This is a genomic window from Mycobacterium sp. 852002-51152_SCH6134967, from assembly GCF_001667105.1.
GTDB lineage: Bacteria > Actinomycetota > Actinomycetes > Mycobacteriales > Mycobacteriaceae > Mycobacterium > Mycobacterium neumannii_A.
The window spans coordinates 154,472-172,157 of the sequence record NZ_LZIK01000071.1 but is presented as its reverse complement, the minus strand read 5'-3'; the positions used below and the strand labels follow the sequence as shown (position 1 = coordinate 172,157).

Genomic DNA, 17,686 nt, shown 5'->3' with positions numbered 1-17,686 from the left:
GCGCTTGCGCGAAGAGCATTGACTTCGACGCCGTCCTGCTGCTCTCGTTCGGCGGGCCGGAGCGCCCCGAGGACGTGATGCCGTTCCTGGAGAACGTGACTCGCGGGCGGGGTATCCCGCGTGAGCGGTTGGCGTCGGTGGCCGAGCACTACCTGCATTTCGGCGGCGTCTCACCGATCAACGGCATCAACCGGGCGGTGATCGAGCGGCTGCGCACCTACGTCGACGTTCCGGTGTACTTCGGCAACCGCAACTGGGAGCCCTACGTCGAGGACGCCGTGACCGCCATGCGCGACGACGGGGTGCGCCGCGCGGCGGTGTTCACCACGTCGGCGTGGGGCGGCTACTCGAGCTGCACACAGTACGTCGAGGACATCGCCAGGGGACGGCAGGCGGCGGGCGACGCGGCACCGCAACTGATCAAATTGCGTCAGTACTTCGACCATCCGCTGTTCGTGCAGATGTTCGCCGACGCGATCACCGACGCAGCCGAGACGGTGCCGCGCGACGCGCGCCTGGTGTTCACCGCTCACTCGATTCCGCTGGCCGCGCGGTCTCGCTGTGGCACAGAGCTTTACGAGCGTCAGGTGGCATATGCCTCCGGTCTGGTGGCGGCCGCGGCCGGATACGACGACTACGACCAGGTGTGGCAGTCCCGATCCGGCCCGCCGCAGGTGCCGTGGCTGGAACCCGATGCCGGCGACCATCTTTCGTCGCTCGCCGAGAACGGCACCACGGCCGTGATCGTGTGTCCGATCGGTTTCGTCGCCGACCACATCGAGGTGGTGTGGGATCTCGACACCGAACTGCGCGAACAGGCAGAAGAAGCCGGAATGGCCTTCGTGAGGGCGGCGACGCCGAACGCCGATCTCGCACGTGTCGCCGCCGATCTGCTCGCCGAGTTGCGCGACGGCCGGGCCCCTGAGCGGATAGCCGGAACGAATCCGCCGCCGCTGCAGGGGTATTCGGTCGACGGCGTGCTGTGCACGCCGGTGTGCGGCTAGGCTCGCCAGGCCGAGTGCAGGACCGCGTCGACCGCGGCCAGTCGCGCTGAGCGCACCACGGTCGACAGCGGACGCAACGCGTCGTTGGCGATCTGCACCTCAGCGGAGCTGTGCAGCCCGATCGGTATCAGCCCGGCGCTGACCGAGATGATCGCGTCGACGTGCGCGGCGTTCTCCAGCACGCGCGCCGCCCGGTTCGGCGCGTGGTCGGGAAGGCGATGCATGCGGGTGGATTCCAGCACCTGCTCGACGAGTCCGCGGGGATCCTCCACGTCGATCTCCGCCGCGCCTGCGCGCAGTGCCCCGAGCGCGTCCGCCGCCGAGCGGACCGCCGACCGCAGCGCGTACTCGGCCTCGGCGAGATCGACGTATCCCACAGGCGGGGATCCTTCGGGTATCGAGTACACCGTCCACGACAGCCCGCACGGGTCACCGTCGAACTCGTCGGAATCCTCGAATCCGTCGTACTCGAAATCCGGCACCAGACCGATCGACCCCGCACCGGAGACGACCAGGGCCTCACCCGCGGTCACCGCGTCGCGCTGGAACTGGGTGCCTGCGGGCAGTCCCCGGACGTCGCCGGGCACCGGAAGGGCCAGGCCGATCGGCGGTTCCGTCACACCGGGGCCGGCCGCCGTGCGCAGCGTCTGCAGCAGCGACACCGTGCCCGTATCCACCAGATCGGGCCAGGGCAAACCGGTCGCGCCTGCCGCCACCGAATCGTAGGCGGTTACGGAATGCTTTGGCGCCCAATGCGATAGCGCATCGAGGACATCGTCGGGCGCGGCAACGCCCGCTAACCAGGCATTGGCCCATACCGACAGCGAAACACTGGGACACCACATGATGTTCGAAGTGTAGTTGTTACGCCCGCAGGTGGTCGGGCGCGACGATAGGGTGGTGTCATGCCCGCTGCGCTGATCTGGTTAATTGCCGCGCTGGCGCTCGCCGGTGCCGAAGCACTGACCGGCGACCTGTTCCTCCTCATGCTCGGCGGCGGGGCGCTGGCCGCGGCCGGATCGAGCCTGATCTTCGACGACCTGTGGGTCCACGGCGCGGTGTTCGCCGTTGCGTCGATCCTGTTGCTTGTGTTGGTGCGGCCGGCGCTGCGCAGGCACTTCCAGGCCGGTACCGGTCTGCCCGACCCGGCCAGGGCGCTCGAAGGCAAAAGCGCGCTGGTGCTCGACCGCGTGGCCCAGCACGAGGGACAGGTGAAGCTCGACGGTGAAGTCTGGACGGCGCGGCCGCTCAACGAGAATGACGTGTACGAACCGGGGGACCAGGTGACCGTCGTGCAGATCGACGGTGCCACCGCCGTCGTCCAGAAACTCGCCTAGAACACACTGGGTACGAGGGAAGGAATCGTCATGGATGGAGCCGTCGCCGGCCTGGTGCTCGTCGGCGTGCTGGTGGTGTTCGCCGCCATCATCGTCGCGAAGTCGATCGCGCTGATACCGCAGGCCGAGGCCGCGGTGATCGAACGGCTCGGCCGCTACAGCAAGACCGTGTCCGGTCAGCTGACGCTGCTGCTGCCGTTCGTCGACCGGATCCGTGCCCGCGTCGACCTGCGCGAGCGGGTGGTGTCCTTCCCGCCGCAGCCGGTGATCACCGAGGACAACCTGACCGTGCAGATCGACACGGTGGTCTACTTCCAGGTGACCAACCCGCAGGCGGCGGTCTACCAGATCAGCAACTACATCGTCGGTGTCGAGCAGCTGACCACCACCACGCTGCGCAACCTCGTCGGCGGTATGACGCTGGAGCAGACGCTGACCTCGCGCGACCAGATCAACACGGCGTTGCGCGGCGTCCTCGACGAGGCCACCAACCGCTGGGGGTTGCGGGTCGCGCGTGTCGAGCTGCGCAGCATCGACCCGCCACCGTCGATCCAGGATTCGATGGAAAAGCAGATGCGCGCCGACCGCGAGAAGCGCGCGATGATCCTGACCGCGGAAGGCAACCGGGAATCGGCCATCAAACAGGCCGAGGGCCAGAAGCAGGCACAGATCCTGGCCGCCGAGGGTGCCAAGCAGGCCGCGATCCTGGCCGCCGAGGCCGACCGCCAGTCGCGCATGTTGCGTGCCCAAGGCGAACGCGCGGCGGCCTACCTGCAGGCTCAGGGCCAGGCGAAGGCCATCGAGAAGACGTTCGCGGCCATCAAGGCGGGCCGGCCCACGCCGGAGATGCTGGCGTACCAGTACCTGCAGACCCTGCCCCAGATGGCCAAGGGCGAGGCGAACAAGGTGTGGCTGGTGCCCAGCGACTTCGGTTCGGCCCTACAGGGTTTCACCAAGCTGCTCGGCGCGCCGGGGGAGGACGGCGTGTTCCGCTACACCCCGTCGCCGGTCGACGACACGCCGGTCAAGCCCGACGACGACGAGGTCGCCGACTGGTTCAACACCGAGACCGATCCCGAGATCGCTCGCGCCGTGGCCAAGGCAGAAGCCGAGGCGCGCACCTCGGTGGACGGCCCCGCGCCCATCAACGCACCGCCGTCGTTCCCGGGGATCGGCCAGCAGACCAACCCTGCGCCGCAGGACCGCGAGCCGGGCAGCGGGGCGCACTCCCGCTGAGACGTGGCGGAGGCTGTCACTGGCTCGTGTTCAGCGGCGCCGCGTCGGCCATTCGCCTCAACCGCTGACGGCCGAGCTGCGCGCTGTCGTCGATCGTCGGAAGACTGAAACTGGTGTACATCACCCGTCGGTCGCGATCCACCGGCGGCTGGGCCATGTGCAACGTGCAGGAGAGGTGGACGGTGACGTCACCGGTCTCGGTGGCCAGATCGACGACTGGAAGATCGAGACCCGGTTGGAGGCTTGGTGCGGGCCACACGAGGGCTCGATGCGAACCGGCGACCACTCGCAGCTGGCCCGACGTGGCACCGCCACCGGTCACTGAGATGCCGACCGTCAGGCCACAGCAGTCGTAACTGTGTCGACCGAGGGCGCAGTCTTTGTGCCAGGGGACGTCCGAGATGCCCCGTGTGACGCCGAGCGGCTTGAAAAGAGCCTCAACGCGTTTCCCGTCCCATCCGCTTGGGACGTGTGCGTCACCCGTCAACCTGCCGATTCTGGCAAGACGTTCGTCAGCGACGAGCGCAGCGGCTGTCCGAGACTGCGCATCGAATTCCTGCATCCGCACCAGCGCGTGGGTTCCGTCTCTCAGGGTCGCCCACCAGGAACGCCCATCGCCCTCGAAGTAGCGCGGCGCGGCGAGGTCCATATCCGTCGAGACGGCGGACATCTCCGCCTGGCTGAACACGCCCTTGATGTGCAGGAAGCCGGCTTGCTCGAGAAACCAGGCCATCTCGTCGGCTGGATCGTCTGGGGCGTAGGAGTGGTGCAGGTTCAGTGGTTCGCCGTCGCGATCGCGGAAGACGACGGCTCCGTTGACGTGAGGGGTCGTGCCGTCGATCGCGGCTCGCAGCAGGAGCCACCAGTCCAAGACGTCAGACAGTTGCCCGTGGATGTGCAGCGTGCCGGCGGCCAGCCACCCCATCGGGGTGACGTGATCGGCGATCAGCGCCGCCAGCTGCTCTGTGTCGATTCGCAGTACGGTGCCGGTCGTCGACCCACTCACGCACGTCGCGCGGTCACCGTCAACGTCGAGGGTCCAGCGTTGATCGTCTATCGAGACGGTCAGCGGTCGCGGCGGCCGCTGCCGAAGCGATGGCGTGAGCCGCTCGTTCGAGTCGGCGAACAGCTGCGGGAGCGTGGCCTCGAAGAACTCGGCGGGCTCAACAAGTGCGGGCTCGCCGTCGACCCTCGTTCGTACGTCGACACTCATGTGTGCAGACCAGCGTAGGAAGCTGCAACCCGTCCCATCAAGGGCAGACGACGGCCGAGTTCATCTCGTCAGGCGCAGCGGTTCATCGACCTCGGGTTCGACCGCGCGCTCGCGGTGGTGCCGCCGGTGCACGCGGACCTCGTAGACCAGGCCCGCCACACCCAGGCTGGCGGTGCAGAACGAGATCAGCACGAGCAGGGGATTGACGTTGCCGGTCAGCGCGTCGCCGAGGATCACCACCGCCGCAGTGCCCGGCACCAGTCCCGCCAAGGTGGCCAGCGCGTAGGGGAGCACGCGCACCGACGACACGCCCGCGGCGTAGTTGAGCACGGCGAACGGCACGGCGGGAATCAACCGCATCGACAGCACCGTCGGCCAACCGCGTTCGCGCAGCCGCGCGTTGAGGGATTCGATTCGCGGATGGCGCACCGCCCGGTCCAGTCGAAGGCCCACGGCGCGGACGAGCAGCACCGCGATGACCGCGCTGATCGTCGCCGCCGTCACCGCCAGGGGGATGCCCAGCACCGGGCCGAAGAGCAGGCCCGCGCCGAGCGTGAATGCCGTGCGGGGGAACGGGAAGACCGTCACCACGATGTGGGCGGCCAGAAACGCCAGCGGAAACCACGGCCCGACCGAGGTGGCCCAGTCGCGCAACTGCACCGCGGTCGGCACCGGGACCAGCAACGCAACTGCGACGAGAATCACAATCGCCGCCAGGGACCCGACCAGACGCACCCGCGAGACGCTCGAAAGCGTCGCGATCACCGCCCCTCGGGCCGCGCGCAGGGTGCTGACGACGGAGTTCACGTCTACCAAGACTACGGAACCGCGGCCGAAGCCACCTGTTCGCGGGACCGCGAGTCGACCGACCGGCAGACACCGCTGTGACTGCGATCATTTAGCCTGATGATCGTGCAGAAACCCACTGTGGTCGAGGCCGATCGCGAGCGCTGGCGCTCAGCGGTTGCCGCGGTGCTGGCAAAGAGCACCCGGCGCGATCCCGCCGATCTGCCCGCCGAGCCCGAGCGGCTGCTGGATTCGCCCACCTACGACGGCTTCGCGATCCGCCCGCTGTACACCAGCGCCGATGCGCTTCCCGAACCTCCGCTGCCCGGGCAGTGGCCGTTCGTGCGCGGCGGTGACGCGCTCCGTGACGTCAAGGCCGGCTGGAAAGTCGCCGAGGCGTTCCCGGTGAACGGGCCCGGCAACCTGGCCGAATCCAACGGCGCCGTGTTGGTCAGCCTCACCGAGGGGGTCAGCGCGCTCGTCATCCGCGTCGGCGCGCCCGCGGGCGTCGCGGCTTCGGAGTTGGACCGGCTGTTCGACGGTGTCTTCCTCGACCTCGTCCCGGTGCTCTTCGAAATCGCCGGGCCCGATTACGTTTCGGCCGCCGACGCGGTGCTCGGGCTGTTGAGCGACCTCGACGCCGACCAACGCTCCCGGCTGTCGGTGGACCTCGGCGCCGACCCGTTGACCGCACCGCTGAGCGAGCGCGCGGCTCCCGAGATCGCCGACGTCGTGGCCACCGCCGCCAAATTCGGCGACTACAGCGGCGGCGTTCGTGCCGTCACCGTCGACGGACCCGCGTTCCACAACCTCGGCGCCAACGCATCGTGGGAGCTGGCCGGCCTGGTGTCAACGGGGGTGAGCTACCTGCGGCAGCTGGAAGAGGGCGGTATCTGTGTCCCGGACGGGTTGCGGCAGATCAGTTTCCGCATCGCCGCCGACGACGACCAGTTCATGACGATCGCCAAACTGCGGGCCGCGCGCCTGCTGTGGGCCAGGGTCGCCGAGGTCGTCGGAGCGCCGGAGCACGGAGCGGTCACCCTGCACGCCATGACGTCGCTGCCGATGATGTCCAAGCGCGATCCGTGGGTGAACATGTTGCGCACCACCGTGGCCGCCTTCTCGGCCGGTGTCGGCGGGGCCGACACCATCCAGGTCCACCCGTTCGACGTCGCGATCCCCGGTGGGTTCCCAGGGACGGCGCCGAGCTTCGCGCGCCGAATGGCCCGCAACACCCAGCTGCTGTTGCTCGAGGAGTCGCACCTTGGCCGTGTGCTCGACCCGGCGGCGGGTTCCTGGCATGTGGAGGACCTCACCGAGGAGCTCGCCGAGCAGGCATGGAAGCACTTCCAGGACATCGAGTCCCGCGGCGGCTTCGAACAGGCCCGTGATCACATCGTTGCCCAGATCGCCGAGGTCGCCCAGCGGCGCGCCGAGGACATCGCACACCGGCGAACGGCGCTGACCGGTGTCAACGAGTTTCCCAATATCGCCGATCCGGCTCTGCCGCAAGGTGATTCGCTGCCGGGGGTGGCCCGCTACGCGGCGGGCTTCGAGGAGCTGCGGGACCGCTCCGACGCTTTCCTCGAGAGGACCGGGGCCAGGCCGAAGGTGTTGCTGCTGCCGCTCGGTCCACTCGCCGAACACAACGTGCGCACCACCTTCGCCACGAACCTGCTCGCGTCGGGCGGTATCGAAGCGGTGACCGAGGCGGAGCAGACACCGCCGATCGCCGTGATCTGCGGCACCGACACCCGCTACGGAGAGGAAGCCTCGGCCGCGGTCGACTCGGCACGCGAGACGGGCGTATCGCATGTGCTGCTCGCCGGGCCGGAAAAGGCCGTCGCGGAAGCCCATTCCAAGCCGGACGGCTACCTGACCGCGAAGATCGACGCGGTCGCCACCCTGTCGGACCTGCTCACCAGATTGGGGGCCTGAGGTGACTGCCACAGCCGGGATCGGAAAGACCATCGGGAGTTTCGCCGGAGTCCCGCTGCACGGCGAGAAGCGTGCCGACCCGCCGACCGAGGCCGCCGTCACCGCCCATGTCGAAGCGGCCGCCACGACGCACGGATACAGCGCCGACCAAGTGGACTGGGTGACGCCGGAGGGTATCGACGTCAAGCCCGTCTACATCGGGGCCGACCGCGACGCCGCCGTCGCCGCCGGATATCCGCTCGACACCTTCCCGGGCCAACCGCCCTTCGTGCGGGGCCCGTACCCCACCATGTACGTCAACCAGCCGTGGACCATCCGCCAGTACGCGGGTTTCTCCACCGCCGCGGAGTCCAACGCGTTCTACCGGCGCAACCTGGCAGCGGGGCAGAAGGGCCTCTCGGTGGCGTTCGACCTGGCCACCCATCGCGGTTACGACTCGGACCATCCGCGGGTGCAGGGCGACGTCGGAATGGCAGGCGTGGCAATCGACTCCATCCTCGACATGCGTCAGCTGTTCGACGGCATCGACCTGTCGACCGTGTCGGTGTCGATGACGATGAACGGCGCGGTGCTGCCGATCCTGGCGCTGTACGTCGTCGCCGCCGAAGAGCAGGGCGTGCCGCCGGAGAAGTTGGCCGGGACCATTCAGAACGACATCCTCAAAGAGTTCATGGTCCGCAACACCTACATCTATCCGCCGAAGGAGTCGATGCGGATCATCTCCGACATCTTCGGCTACACCAGCACGAAGATGCCTAAGTTCAACTCGATCTCGATCTCGGGCTACCACATCCAGGAAGCCGGTGCCACAGCCGATCTCGAGTTGGCCTACACGCTGGCCGACGGTGTCGAGTACATCAAGGCCGGCCTCGATGCCGGGCTCGACGTCGACAAGTTCGCGCCGCGCCTTTCGTTCTTCTGGGGCATCGGCATGAACTTCTTCATGGAGGTCGCCAAGCTGCGGGCCGGCCGGCTGCTCTGGAGCGAGCTGGTCGCCGAGTTCAACCCCAAGAACCCGAAATCGCTGTCGCTGCGCACCCATTCGCAGACGTCGGGGTGGTCGTTGACCGCTCAGGACCCGTTCAACAACGTCGCGCGCACCTGCATCGAGGCGATGGCCGCGACGCAGGGGCACACCCAGTCGTTGCACACCAACGCGCTTGACGAGGCGCTGGCATTGCCGACTGACTTCTCGGCCCGCATCGCGCGCAACACCCAGTTGGTGCTGCAGCAGGAGTCGGGCACCACGCGGCCGATCGATCCGTGGGGCGGCTCGTACTACGTCGAGTGGCTGACCCACCAGCTGGCCACCGCGGCGCGGATGCACATCGGCGAGGTCGTCGAGCACGGCGGAATGGCGCAGGCGATCTCCGACGGCATACCGAAACTGCGCATCGAGGAGGCCGCCGCGCGCACCCAGGCGCGCATCGACTCCGGCCAGCAGACGGTGATCGGCGTCAACAAGTACCAAGTCGACGAGGACCACGAGGTCGAGGTCCTCAAGGTCGAGAACAGCCGGGTGCGGGCCGAGCAGCTCGCAAAACTCGAGCGGCTGCGCGCCGAACGCGATCAGGCCGAGGTGGACGCCGCGCTGGCCGAGCTGAGCCGGGCGGCCGGTGCCCGCGGACCGGCGGGCGAGGACGGGCTGGGCAACAACCTGCTCGCCCTGGCCATCAACGCCGCGCGGGCCAAGGCCACCGTCGGTGAGATCTCCGATGCGCTCGAGCGGGTCTACGGGCGCCACGTCGCCGAGATCCGTACGATCGCCGGCGTCTACCGCGATGAGATGGGGGGTGCAGGGGTCAGCAACATCACGAAAGCCACCGACCTCGTGCAGAAGTTCGCCGAGGCCGACGGTCGCCAGCCGCGCATCCTGATCGCGAAGATGGGCCAGGACGGCCACGACCGCGGGCAGAAGGTGATCGCGACCGCGTTCGCCGACATCGGCTTCGACGTCGACGTCGGCTCGCTGTTCTCCACCCCCGAGGAGGTCGCACGGCAGGCCGCCGACAACGACGTGCACGTCGTCGGCGTCTCATCGCTCGCGGCAGGGCACCTGACCCTGGTGCCCGCGCTGCGCGAAGCGCTCGCCGATGTGGGTCGGCCCGACATCATGATCGTGGTCGGCGGCGTCATCCCGCCCGGCGACTTCGACGAGCTCTACGCCGCCGGAGCCACCGCGATCTTCCCGCCCGGCACGGTGATCGCGGACGCGGCGGTCGGCCTCCTGCACAAGCTGGCCGATCGGCTGGGCTACCGCCTCGACTAGATGGCCGATCCGACCGCCGACCTTGCGGCCGCCGTGGCGGACGGCGACCGTGCCGCCCTGGCAAGAGCCATCACGCTGGTGGAGTCGACGCGCGTCGACCACCGCGAGCAGGCCCAGGAACTGCTGCTGAAGCTGACTGAGCACGCGGGCAACTCGCTGCATGTCGGGATCACCGGCGTGCCCGGCGTCGGCAAGTCGACGACGATCGAGGCGCTCGGCATGTACCTGATCAACCAGGGACACCGCGTCGCCGTGCTGGCCGTCGATCCCTCGTCGACCAGGACCAGGGGCTCGATCCTGGGCGACAAGACCCGCATGGCGCAGTTGGCCGTGCATCCCGACGCCTACATCCGCCCATCGCCCACCTCGGGCACACTCGGCGGCGTCGCCAAGGCGACCCGCGAGACGATCGTCCTGTTGGAGGCGGCCGGTTTCGACGTGGTCCTGGTCGAGACGGTCGGCGTCGGGCAGTCCGAGGTGACCGTGGCCAACATGGTCGACACCTTCGTGTTCCTCACGCTCGCGCGCACCGGCGATCAGCTGCAGGGCATCAAGAAGGGCGTGCTCGAACTCGCCGACATCGTCGTGGTGAACAAGGCCGACGGCGAGCACGCGATCGAGGCAAAACGGGCCGCCCGTGAGCTCGCCGGTGCCATTCGCCTCATTTATCCCCGCGAAAGACTGTGGCGCCCACCGGTTCTCACGATGAGCGCGCTGGAGGGGACGGGCCTCGAGGAGCTGTGGGCGACGGTGCTCAAGCACCGCGACGTGCTCACCGAGGCGGGGGAGTTCGAAAGTCGCAGGCGCGCTCAGCAAGTCGAGTGGACCTGGTCGATGGTGCGGGATTCGGTCCTCGACCGGGTGCTGTCGAACCCGAACGTGAAGCGGATGCGCGCCGAGATCGAACGTCAGGTCCGCGACGGGGAGCTGACTCCCGCGCTTGCTGCGCAGCAGCTGCTCGACGCCTCTGACATGCGCGAACCTAACAAATAGGTAACGGTAGGTTTATTTGCCGGGGCTGCGAGTAAATTAAATAAATTGTGACGGGTGTCAACAAACGGGAGCGCAGCGTCGCGCTTCCGCACGGTGTCCAGGGCGCTGCCGATTCCAATTTCGCCTGCACCCTGCGTACTTTCTCGCGACTGTTCCCTGGTCGTCGCTACGGCGGCGGCGCCCTGTCGATCTACTTGCACGGTGAGCCCGTCGTCGACGTGTGGACCGGTTACTCGGACCGCCGCGGCACGCAGTACTGGAACGCTGACACCGGTGCGATGGTCTTCTCGGTCACCAAGGGCATGGCGTCCACGGTCATCCACCGACTCGCCGACCGCGGCCTGATCGACTACGACACCCCGGTGGCCGAGTACTGGCCCGAGTTCGGCGTCAAGGGCAAGGCCGCGATCACGGTGCGCGAGCTGATGCAGCACCGGGCCGGGCTGTCGCACCTCAACGGGTGCACCAAGGCCCAGCTGCTCGACCATCAGGTGATGGAAGAGCGAGTGGCGGCCGCGCCGGTCAACAAGCTGCTGTTCGGGCATCAGGCCTATCACGCGCTGACCTACGGCTGGCTGATGTCCGGCCTGGGCCGCGCCGTCACCGGCAAGGGCATGCGCGATCTAATCCGCGAGGAGCTGGCCGAGCCGCTGGACACCGACGGGTTGCACCTGGGGCGCCCGCCTGTCGGCGCGCCGACCCGCGCCGCGCAGATCCTCGCCCCGCAGGGCGCCCTCGCCAACCCGATCTTCAACTTCGTCGCCCCGCGCGTCGCGGCGCTCGGGGTGTCGGGGATGTTCGGTTCGATGTACTTCCCCGGCATGAAGTCGGTGGTCCAGGGCGACACGCCGTTCCTGGACGCCGAGATCCCGGCCGCCAACGGTGTGGCCACCGCCAGGAGCCTGGCCAAGATGTACGGCGCGATCGCCAACGGTGGCCGCATCGAGGGCAAACAGTTCGTGTCCGAGGAGCGGGTCGCGGCGCTGACCGGCCGGGCGAGCTACTGGCCTGACCGCAACATCTTCGTGCCGTTGAGCTTCAACCTGGGTTACCACTCGCTCCCGGTGCCCCCGGGTGTGATGCCCGGGTTCGGTCATGCCGGGCTGGCCGGCTCGGTCGGGTGGGCCGATCCGAGCACCGGCCTGGCGTTCGGCTTCGTGCACAACCGGCTGCTCACGCGGATGGTGCTCGACCAGGCGACGTTCGCCGGGCTGGGCGTGTTGATCCGGCGCGACGCGGCGCGGGCGCGCAGGCGTGGCTATCAGACGGTGCCCGATCTGGGAGCGCCGTTCTACAGCGTGTCGCGCGAGGTTGCGGGGTAACGCGCAGTCACTGAGAAGCGCTGCTGAACCACTTCGTCTTCTGCCGCCAGGACTCCGCCGAGGTCAGCGCGAAGCCGGCGCCGCACATACAGGCGAAGACCCATACCAGGGTCGCGCCGCCGTCGTGCTGCTGCAGCGCGGGAATGTAGGCCGTCAGCAGGCGCACGATGCACGCGGCGATGCCCGCGGCGGACGAGATCAGATAGACGTTGGCGATCTTGCGCGACCGCGGATCCCTGCGCAGCACAAGCAGGGCCCGGCTGCCGTACCCCAGCAGGTAGATCAGGATGCCGCACAGGATCAGCCAGTAGGTGTTCAGCCAGAAGTCGGTGGGCACCTGGAAGAAGTCCGGCTTGAAGATGCGCGCGCCGTTGCCGAGGGAGAAGGTGACCAGCAGCAGCGGGATGCACAGCGTGGCCGGGATTTCGACGTACTGCTTGAACGACCTTTGCAGCAGGTGGTCGTCCTGCAGGCGACCGAGGGCGTTGTAGACGACGGCGGAGGCGGCGACGATGTAGCAGTCGTGGCCGATGAAGTCTTCGAGGTTCCATTTGCCGGTGAGCGCGTGCAGCGCGACTCCCAGCGTTTCCGAGGCCCACGGAGACATCAACAACACCGCCATGCCCTGCAGGGCGATGTTGAGGGTGGCGGCCACCTCCCAACGGGAGGACCAGGTGACCCGGCGAATCCACAGGCTCCACGCGATACAGCAAAGCGTGATCGCGATCAGTGTCGCCAAAGCCATAGGGTTGCCTTCGGAGCTGCCGTGGTACTCAGCAAAGTGTACGGCTAAAGGGGCGGGGCGTCACTCCGCGGTCGCAGCTCGGAGAGTCGAGGAATGCGGGTTCGCGACTTGGTCGTCTCCCGCACGGCCGTCTGGCCGGAACCGCCTGTGCGTTCGAGGTATTCGACGTAACTGAGTACTTCTTGCCTGGTCATCAGGCCGAACCTGATCTGCAGGTCGGGATAGTTCAGACCGAACCGGTCGGCGACCCGCCGCAGCTCCTCGGCGTCTGGATAGTCCGGCTCTTTGATTCGGCGGTAATAGGTGCTGCTGGATGTGCCCAGTGCGTCGTAGATGTCTTTGGCCTCGATGTCGCCGTCAAGCAGGTAGTCGAGCAGCGCTTTGAGTTGTCTGCCGTTCTCGTCTGTCCGAGGCACTTGTCCACTCTAAACCAACGTCCCGTGTTTGGGCAGTGCGGTCCGCAAACTGGAGAAGTTTGCCTATATTGACACTGGCGTCACAGTTTTGGGAGGTGTCTCCCATTTCTGGGACACGTGAGCTATCTTTGGTCGCATGGTTGCTCCCTACCTGGCTTCGCCGACAGAGGTTCTGCGCCCGCTCGGCGAGTTTGCTACGGCAACGGTCCGCGTCACGGACTACGACGCTGCGGACGTTGGTGCCTCCGCCAGCATGGTCAAGGTTTCGACCCCGGCAAGCGACGAGCTGACGGCCGAACTCGACGGGGCCACCGAATGGCTCGGTCTGCCGGCCGACGAGATCCTCGTCGCCGCCCTGAGCAGAACCATCGCCCGCACACTCGGTGAAGGCCTGGTCCGAGTCGACATCGCCAGCGAGCGCGGATCCCTGCTCGATGCCGTACCTCTGGTCTGTGTGGCGGGGCAGCAGGCGAGCGCCACCGAGGTGCTGGCCTCCGTGCACCAGACGCTGGCCGCCGCTTCGGAGCGCGAGGTTGCCGCTTCGCCGGAGGTGTACTTCAACTACATCGGCGAAACGCCGTCGGACACCGTGCCGGTGCAGGAGACCCCGCCTGGCCTCGGCCACGCCCTGGAGGTGCGTGTCTACCGCGCCGGTGGCGACGTGCGGATCGACTGGTGGTACGACACCAGCCGCTTCGAGCAGTACACCATCGAGGAGCTGTCCGAACAGTTCCCGCGCGCGCTCGTCGAGATCACGTCGGACGCCTTGCCCCCGAACTGAGCACACGCCGTTCGGCGGTAAGATCGACGCCATCGGCTTGGATCCGGCCATCACCGGGGAGCCTTCGGAAGAACAGTTCGGCGCCACCATCTCTTGGGGCGTTCCGAGCCCAGTAGAACCGAACGGGTGGGCCCGTCAACGCCCTAACTGAGCGGCGCGCATCTCTGAGTGTGCGCAAGCGGGGTGGTACCGCGGCGCTCGCGCACCGGCGCGACGTCGTCCCCGTGCCTTGACGAACATGTGAGGCTTCCGCCGGAAGCCGAACGAGGCACAGGAGCTATGACCGCCTACCCGAAGCCGGCCACTGGGGCGCCCAGATTCCCCGCGCTGGAGACCGAGGTCCTCGAGTACTGGGACCGCGACGACACCTTCCGCGCCAGCATCGCCCGCCGCGACGACGCCCCCGAGTACGTCTTCTACGACGGCCCGCCGTTCGCCAACGGGTTGCCGCACTACGGGCACCTTCTCACCGGGTACGTCAAGGACATCGTGCCCCGGTACCGCACGATGCGCGGCTACAAGGTGGAGCGTCGCTTCGGCTGGGACACCCACGGCCTGCCCGCCGAACTCGAGGTGCAGCGCCAACTCGGCATCACCGATAAGGCTCAGATCGAAGAGATGGGCATCGAGAAGTTCAACGACGCCTGCCGAGCCTCGGTGCTCAAGTACACCAACGAATGGCGTGCCTACGTGACTCGCCAAGCCCGCTGGGTGGATTTCGACAACGACTACAAGACCCTCGAACCCGAGTTCATGGAGTCGGTGATCTGGGCCTTCAAACAGTTGTGGGACAAGGGCCTTGCCTACGAGGGCAACCGCGTGCTGCCGTATTGCTGGAACGACGAGACACCGTTGTCCAGCCACGAACTGCGCATGGACGACGACGTGTACCAGAGTCGTCAGGATCCCGCGATCACCGTGGGCTTCCGGATCGCCGAAGGGGATCTGGCCGGCGCCTACCTGTTGGTCTGGACCACGACGCCGTGGACGCTGCCGTCCAACCAGGCCGTCGCGGTCCACCCCGACGTCGCCTACGTGCAGGTGCAGGGCCCCGACGGGCGGCGTTTCGTGTTGGCCGAGGCGCGGGTCGGCGCCTATGCGCGCGAATTGGGCGAGGAGCCGGAGATCCTCGGCACGTACTCCGGTCGCGAGCTGCTCGAGACCCGCTACCTGCCGCCGTTCGCGTACTTCGCCGATGCGCCCCGCTCGTTCCGCGTGCTGCCCGCCGACTTCGTCAGCACCGAGGACGGCACCGGCATCGTGCACATGTCGCCCGCCTACGGCGAAGACGACATGCTCACCGCGCAGGCCGCGGGCATCGAGGCCGTCACACCGGTCGATTCCAAGGGACGGTTCGACGCCACTGTCCCCGACTACGCCGGACAGCACGTCTTCGACGCCAACCCGCAGATCATCCGCGACCTGAAGAACCAGAGCCGGCCCGCGGCTGCGCACGGTGCGGTGTTGTTGCGTCACGAGACCTACGAGCACTCCTATCCACACTGCTGGCGGTGCCGCAATCCGCTGATCTACCGGGCCGTGTCGTCCTGGTTCATCAAGGTCACCGAATTCCGCGACCGCATGGTGGAGCTCAACCAAGAGATCACCTGGTATCCCGAACACGTCAAGGACGGGCAGTTCGGCAAGTGGCTGGCCGGTGCCCGCGACTGGTCGATTTCGCGAAATCGCTACTGGGGCACTCCGATCCCAGTGTGGAAGTCCGACGATCCGGCGTATCCGCGCATCGACGTCTACGGCAGCCTCGACGAGCTCGAACGTGACTTCGGGCTCCGGCCCACCGATCTGCACCGGCCCTATATCGACGATCTCACCCGGCCCAATCCCGACGACCCGACGGGCAAGTCGACGATGCGCCGCATCGAGGACGTCTTCGACGTCTGGTTCGACTCGGGCTCCATGCCGTATGCGCAGGTGCATTACCCGTTCGAGAACCAGGACTGGTTCGACTCGCACTTCCCGGGCGACTTCATCGTCGAGTACATCGGGCAGACCCGCGGGTGGTTCTACACACTGCACATCCTGGCCACCGCGCTGTTCGACAAACCGGCGTTCAAAACCTGTGTGGCGCACGGGATCGTGCTCGGCAACGACGGGCAGAAGATGAGCAAGTCGCTGCGCAACTACCCGGATGTGACGGAGGTGTTCGACCGCGACGGCTCCGACGCGATGCGCTGGTTCCTGATGGCCTCGCCGATCCTGCGCGGCGGCAACCTGATCGTCACCGAACAGGGCATCCGCGAAGCCGTCCGGCAGGTGTTGCTGCCGCTGTGGAACGCCTACACCTTCCTCGCGTTGTACGCACCGAAGAAGGGCACCTGGCGCACCGACTCGAAGCACGTGCTCGACCGCTACATCCTGGCCAAACTCGCCGTGCTGCGCGACGACCTCACCGCGTCGCTGGACGTCTGTGACATCTCCGGGGCATGCGACGAGCTGCGGCAGTTCACCGAGGCGCTGACGAATTGGTATGTGCGACGGTCTCGTTCGCGGTTCTGGGAGGAGGACCCCGACGCGATCGACACCCTGCACACGGTGCTGGAGGTGACCGCCCGGCTGGCGGCACCGCTGCTGCCGTTGATCACCGAGCGCATCTGGCGCGACCTGACCGGTGAGCGGTCGGTGCACCTGACCGACTGGCCCGAGGACAACCTGCTGCCCACCGACCCCGAGTTGGTCGAGACCATGGACCTGGTGCGCGAGGTGGCATCGGCGGCGTCGTCGCTGCGCAAGGCCAAGAAGCTGCGGGTGCGACTACCGTTGCCGAAACTCACCGTGGCCGTGGACAACCCGCAGCGGCTCGCGCCGTTCGCCGACCTGATCGCCGACGAGCTCAACGTGAAGACCGTCGAGCTCACCGACGACATCGACACCTACGGCCGCTTCGAGCTCACGGTCAACGCGCGCGTCGCGGGTCCGCGGCTGGGCAAGGACGTGCAGGCGGCCATCAAGGCGGTCAAGGCGAGAGAGGCGGTGGTCAACGCCGACGGCACACTGACCGCCGGACCGGCGGTGCTGCAGCCCGAGGAGTACAGCTCGCGGCTGGTCGCCGCCGATCCGGGATACACCGCGGCGCTGTCCGACGGGGCCGGGCTGGTCGTGCTCGACGGCACGGTCACCGAGGAGTTGGAGGCCGAGGGCTGGGCCAAGGACCGGATCCGCGAACTGCAGGATCTGCGCAAGTCCACGGGTCTGGACGTGTCCGACCGAATCTCGGTGGTGATGGCGGTGCCGTCCGGGCGACAGACGTGGGCGCAGACGCACAGCGACTTGATCGCCCGCGAAATCCTGGCCACCAGTTTCGATTTCGGTGACCCGGTCGACGGCAGCGAGATCGGCGACGGGGTGCGGGTCTCGATCGCAAAGGTCGACCGCTAAGCGTCGGAAACCCGGGCGCTGCGCCCGGCGAACACCACGACATCGGTGGTGCGCAGCTGCCTGCCGCGTCGGCGCTCGACCTCGCCATTGACGGTGACCAGGCCGTCGGCGATCACCGATTTCGCGTCGGCCCCCGAGTCGATGAGCCCGGCCAGCTTGAGGAACTGACCAAGCCGAATCGAGGCATCCCGGATGGCGACATCGAACGGTTCGGCGCCCGGGTGTGCCATGCAGGCCAGGCTAGCGCCTT

The 17,686-nt window shown here is 67.6% G+C and carries 15 protein-coding genes; 9 read left to right on the top strand and 6 right to left on the bottom strand.

From position 1 onward, the window contains the following. Window positions 1–17: 17 nt before the first annotated feature. Window positions 18–1,004: a ferrochelatase gene (locus A5790_RS24830; protein ID WP_066850477.1), complete on the top strand. Its 987-nt coding sequence runs from the start codon at window positions 18–20 to the stop codon at window positions 1,002–1,004. On the opposite strand, the gene A5790_RS24825 is transcribed toward A5790_RS24830, so the two are convergent. Continuing rightward, window positions 1,001–1,849 carry a hypothetical protein gene (locus A5790_RS24825; RefSeq protein ID WP_066850370.1) on the bottom strand — a complete coding sequence of 283 codons (849 nt, stop codon included), beginning with the start codon at window positions 1,847–1,849 and terminating at the stop codon, window positions 1,001–1,003. The two genes, A5790_RS24830 and A5790_RS24825, sit on opposite strands and share 4 nt — an antisense overlap. A 60-nt stretch (window positions 1,850–1,909) precedes the next feature. Between A5790_RS24825 and A5790_RS24820 the strand changes: the two genes are divergently transcribed. Beyond that, a complete protein-coding gene (locus tag A5790_RS24820) occupies window positions 1,910–2,341 on the top strand; it encodes an NfeD family protein (protein ID WP_066850368.1) in 432 nt (143 codons plus the stop codon). A gap of 30 nt (window positions 2,342–2,371) precedes the next feature. After that, the gene (locus A5790_RS24815; RefSeq protein WP_066850366.1) at window positions 2,372–3,577 is read left to right on the top strand and encodes an SPFH domain-containing protein; all 1,206 of its coding nucleotides are present in this window, start codon (window positions 2,372–2,374) and stop codon (window positions 3,575–3,577) included. Window positions 3,578–3,593: 16 nt separating this feature from the next. On the opposite strand, the gene A5790_RS24810 is transcribed toward A5790_RS24815, so the two are convergent. Continuing rightward, entirely contained in the window at window positions 3,594–4,790 is a 1,197-nt protein-coding gene (locus A5790_RS24810) for a phytanoyl-CoA dioxygenase family protein (protein WP_066850364.1), read from the bottom strand. A 60-nt stretch (window positions 4,791–4,850) separates the two neighbouring features. Then, complete coding sequence (locus tag A5790_RS24805; protein ID WP_066850363.1) at window positions 4,851–5,597, bottom strand: TVP38/TMEM64 family protein; 747 nt, start codon at window positions 5,595–5,597, stop codon at window positions 4,851–4,853. 99 nt (window positions 5,598–5,696) lie between these two features. On the opposite strand from A5790_RS24805, the gene mutA reads away from it, so the two are divergent. The 4 genes from mutA to A5790_RS24785 are packed head-to-tail and all read left to right on the top strand — an operon-like array spanning window position 5,697 to window position 12,098. Next, entirely contained in the window at window positions 5,697–7,514 is a 1,818-nt protein-coding gene (gene mutA, locus A5790_RS24800) for a methylmalonyl-CoA mutase small subunit (protein ID WP_066850362.1), read from the top strand. A gap of 19 nt (window positions 7,515–7,533) precedes the next feature. Then, the gene (scpA, locus tag A5790_RS24795) at window positions 7,534–9,783 is read left to right on the top strand and encodes a methylmalonyl-CoA mutase (RefSeq protein WP_156656504.1); all 2,250 of its coding nucleotides are present in this window, start codon (window positions 7,534–7,536) and stop codon (window positions 9,781–9,783) included. Further along, window positions 9,784–10,776, top strand: a complete 993-nt coding sequence (gene meaB, locus A5790_RS24790; protein ID WP_066850360.1) for a methylmalonyl Co-A mutase-associated GTPase MeaB — start codon at window positions 9,784–9,786, stop codon at window positions 10,774–10,776. Window positions 10,777–10,823: 47 nt separating this feature from the next. Further along, window positions 10,824–12,098, top strand: a complete 1,275-nt coding sequence (locus tag A5790_RS24785; protein ID WP_066850359.1) for a serine hydrolase domain-containing protein — start codon at window positions 10,824–10,826, stop codon at window positions 12,096–12,098. A 7-nt stretch (window positions 12,099–12,105) separates the two neighbouring features. On the opposite strand, the gene A5790_RS24780 is transcribed toward A5790_RS24785, so the two are convergent. Together A5790_RS24780 and A5790_RS24775 are read right to left on the bottom strand one after the other, a co-directional pair. Continuing rightward, complete coding sequence (locus tag A5790_RS24780) at window positions 12,106–12,843, bottom strand: hypothetical protein (RefSeq protein WP_064426658.1); 738 nt, start codon at window positions 12,841–12,843, stop codon at window positions 12,106–12,108. Window positions 12,844–12,887: 44 nt separating this feature from the next. Further along, complete coding sequence (locus A5790_RS24775; RefSeq protein WP_064395525.1) at window positions 12,888–13,259, bottom strand: hypothetical protein; 372 nt, start codon at window positions 13,257–13,259, stop codon at window positions 12,888–12,890. 136 nt (window positions 13,260–13,395) lie between these two features. Here A5790_RS24775 and A5790_RS24770 point away from each other — a divergent pair, with 136 nt between their 5' ends. Both A5790_RS24770 and ileS read left to right on the top strand, forming a co-directional pair. Next, window positions 13,396–14,040 carry a hypothetical protein gene (locus A5790_RS24770; RefSeq protein WP_066850357.1) on the top strand — a complete coding sequence of 215 codons (645 nt, stop codon included), beginning with the start codon at window positions 13,396–13,398 and terminating at the stop codon, window positions 14,038–14,040. 279 nt (window positions 14,041–14,319) lie between these two features. Next, window positions 14,320–17,436 (top strand): isoleucine--tRNA ligase, encoded by a 3,117-nt coding sequence (gene ileS / locus A5790_RS24765; protein WP_066850355.1) that lies wholly within the window; start codon window positions 14,320–14,322, stop codon window positions 17,434–17,436. Here the strand turns inward: ileS and A5790_RS24760 are convergent. Further along, on the bottom strand, window positions 17,433–17,666 hold the full coding sequence (locus tag A5790_RS24760; RefSeq protein WP_066850353.1) for an RNA-binding S4 domain-containing protein: 234 nt from the start codon (window positions 17,664–17,666) through the stop codon (window positions 17,433–17,435). The two genes, ileS and A5790_RS24760, sit on opposite strands and share 4 nt — an antisense overlap. Between the last annotated feature and the right edge of the window lie 20 nt (window positions 17,667–17,686).

Excerpts from the sequence above, each read along its gene's own strand:
- A5790_RS24825 (WP_066850370.1), bottom strand. The coding sequence starts at position 1,849 with ATGTGGTGTCCCAGTGTTTCGCTGTCGGTATGGGCCAATGCCTGGTTA.
- A5790_RS24820 (WP_066850368.1), top strand. The coding sequence starts at position 1,910 with ATGCCCGCTGCGCTGATCTGGTTAATTGCCGCGCTGGCGCTCGCCGGT.
- A5790_RS24815 (WP_066850366.1), top strand. The coding sequence starts at position 2,372 with ATGGATGGAGCCGTCGCCGGCCTGGTGCTCGTCGGCGTGCTGGTGGTG.
- A5790_RS24810 (WP_066850364.1), bottom strand. The coding sequence starts at position 4,790 with ATGAGTGTCGACGTACGAACGAGGGTCGACGGCGAGCCCGCACTTGTT.
- mutA (WP_066850362.1), top strand. The coding sequence starts at position 5,697 with ATGATCGTGCAGAAACCCACTGTGGTCGAGGCCGATCGCGAGCGCTGG.
- meaB (WP_066850360.1), top strand. The coding sequence starts at position 9,784 with ATGGCCGATCCGACCGCCGACCTTGCGGCCGCCGTGGCGGACGGCGAC.
- A5790_RS24780 (WP_064426658.1), bottom strand. The coding sequence starts at position 12,843 with ATGGCTTTGGCGACACTGATCGCGATCACGCTTTGCTGTATCGCGTGG.
- A5790_RS24770 (WP_066850357.1), top strand. The coding sequence starts at position 13,396 with ATGGTTGCTCCCTACCTGGCTTCGCCGACAGAGGTTCTGCGCCCGCTC.
- ileS (WP_066850355.1), top strand. The coding sequence starts at position 14,320 with ATGACCGCCTACCCGAAGCCGGCCACTGGGGCGCCCAGATTCCCCGCG.
- A5790_RS24760 (WP_066850353.1), bottom strand. The coding sequence starts at position 17,666 with ATGGCACACCCGGGCGCCGAACCGTTCGATGTCGCCATCCGGGATGCC.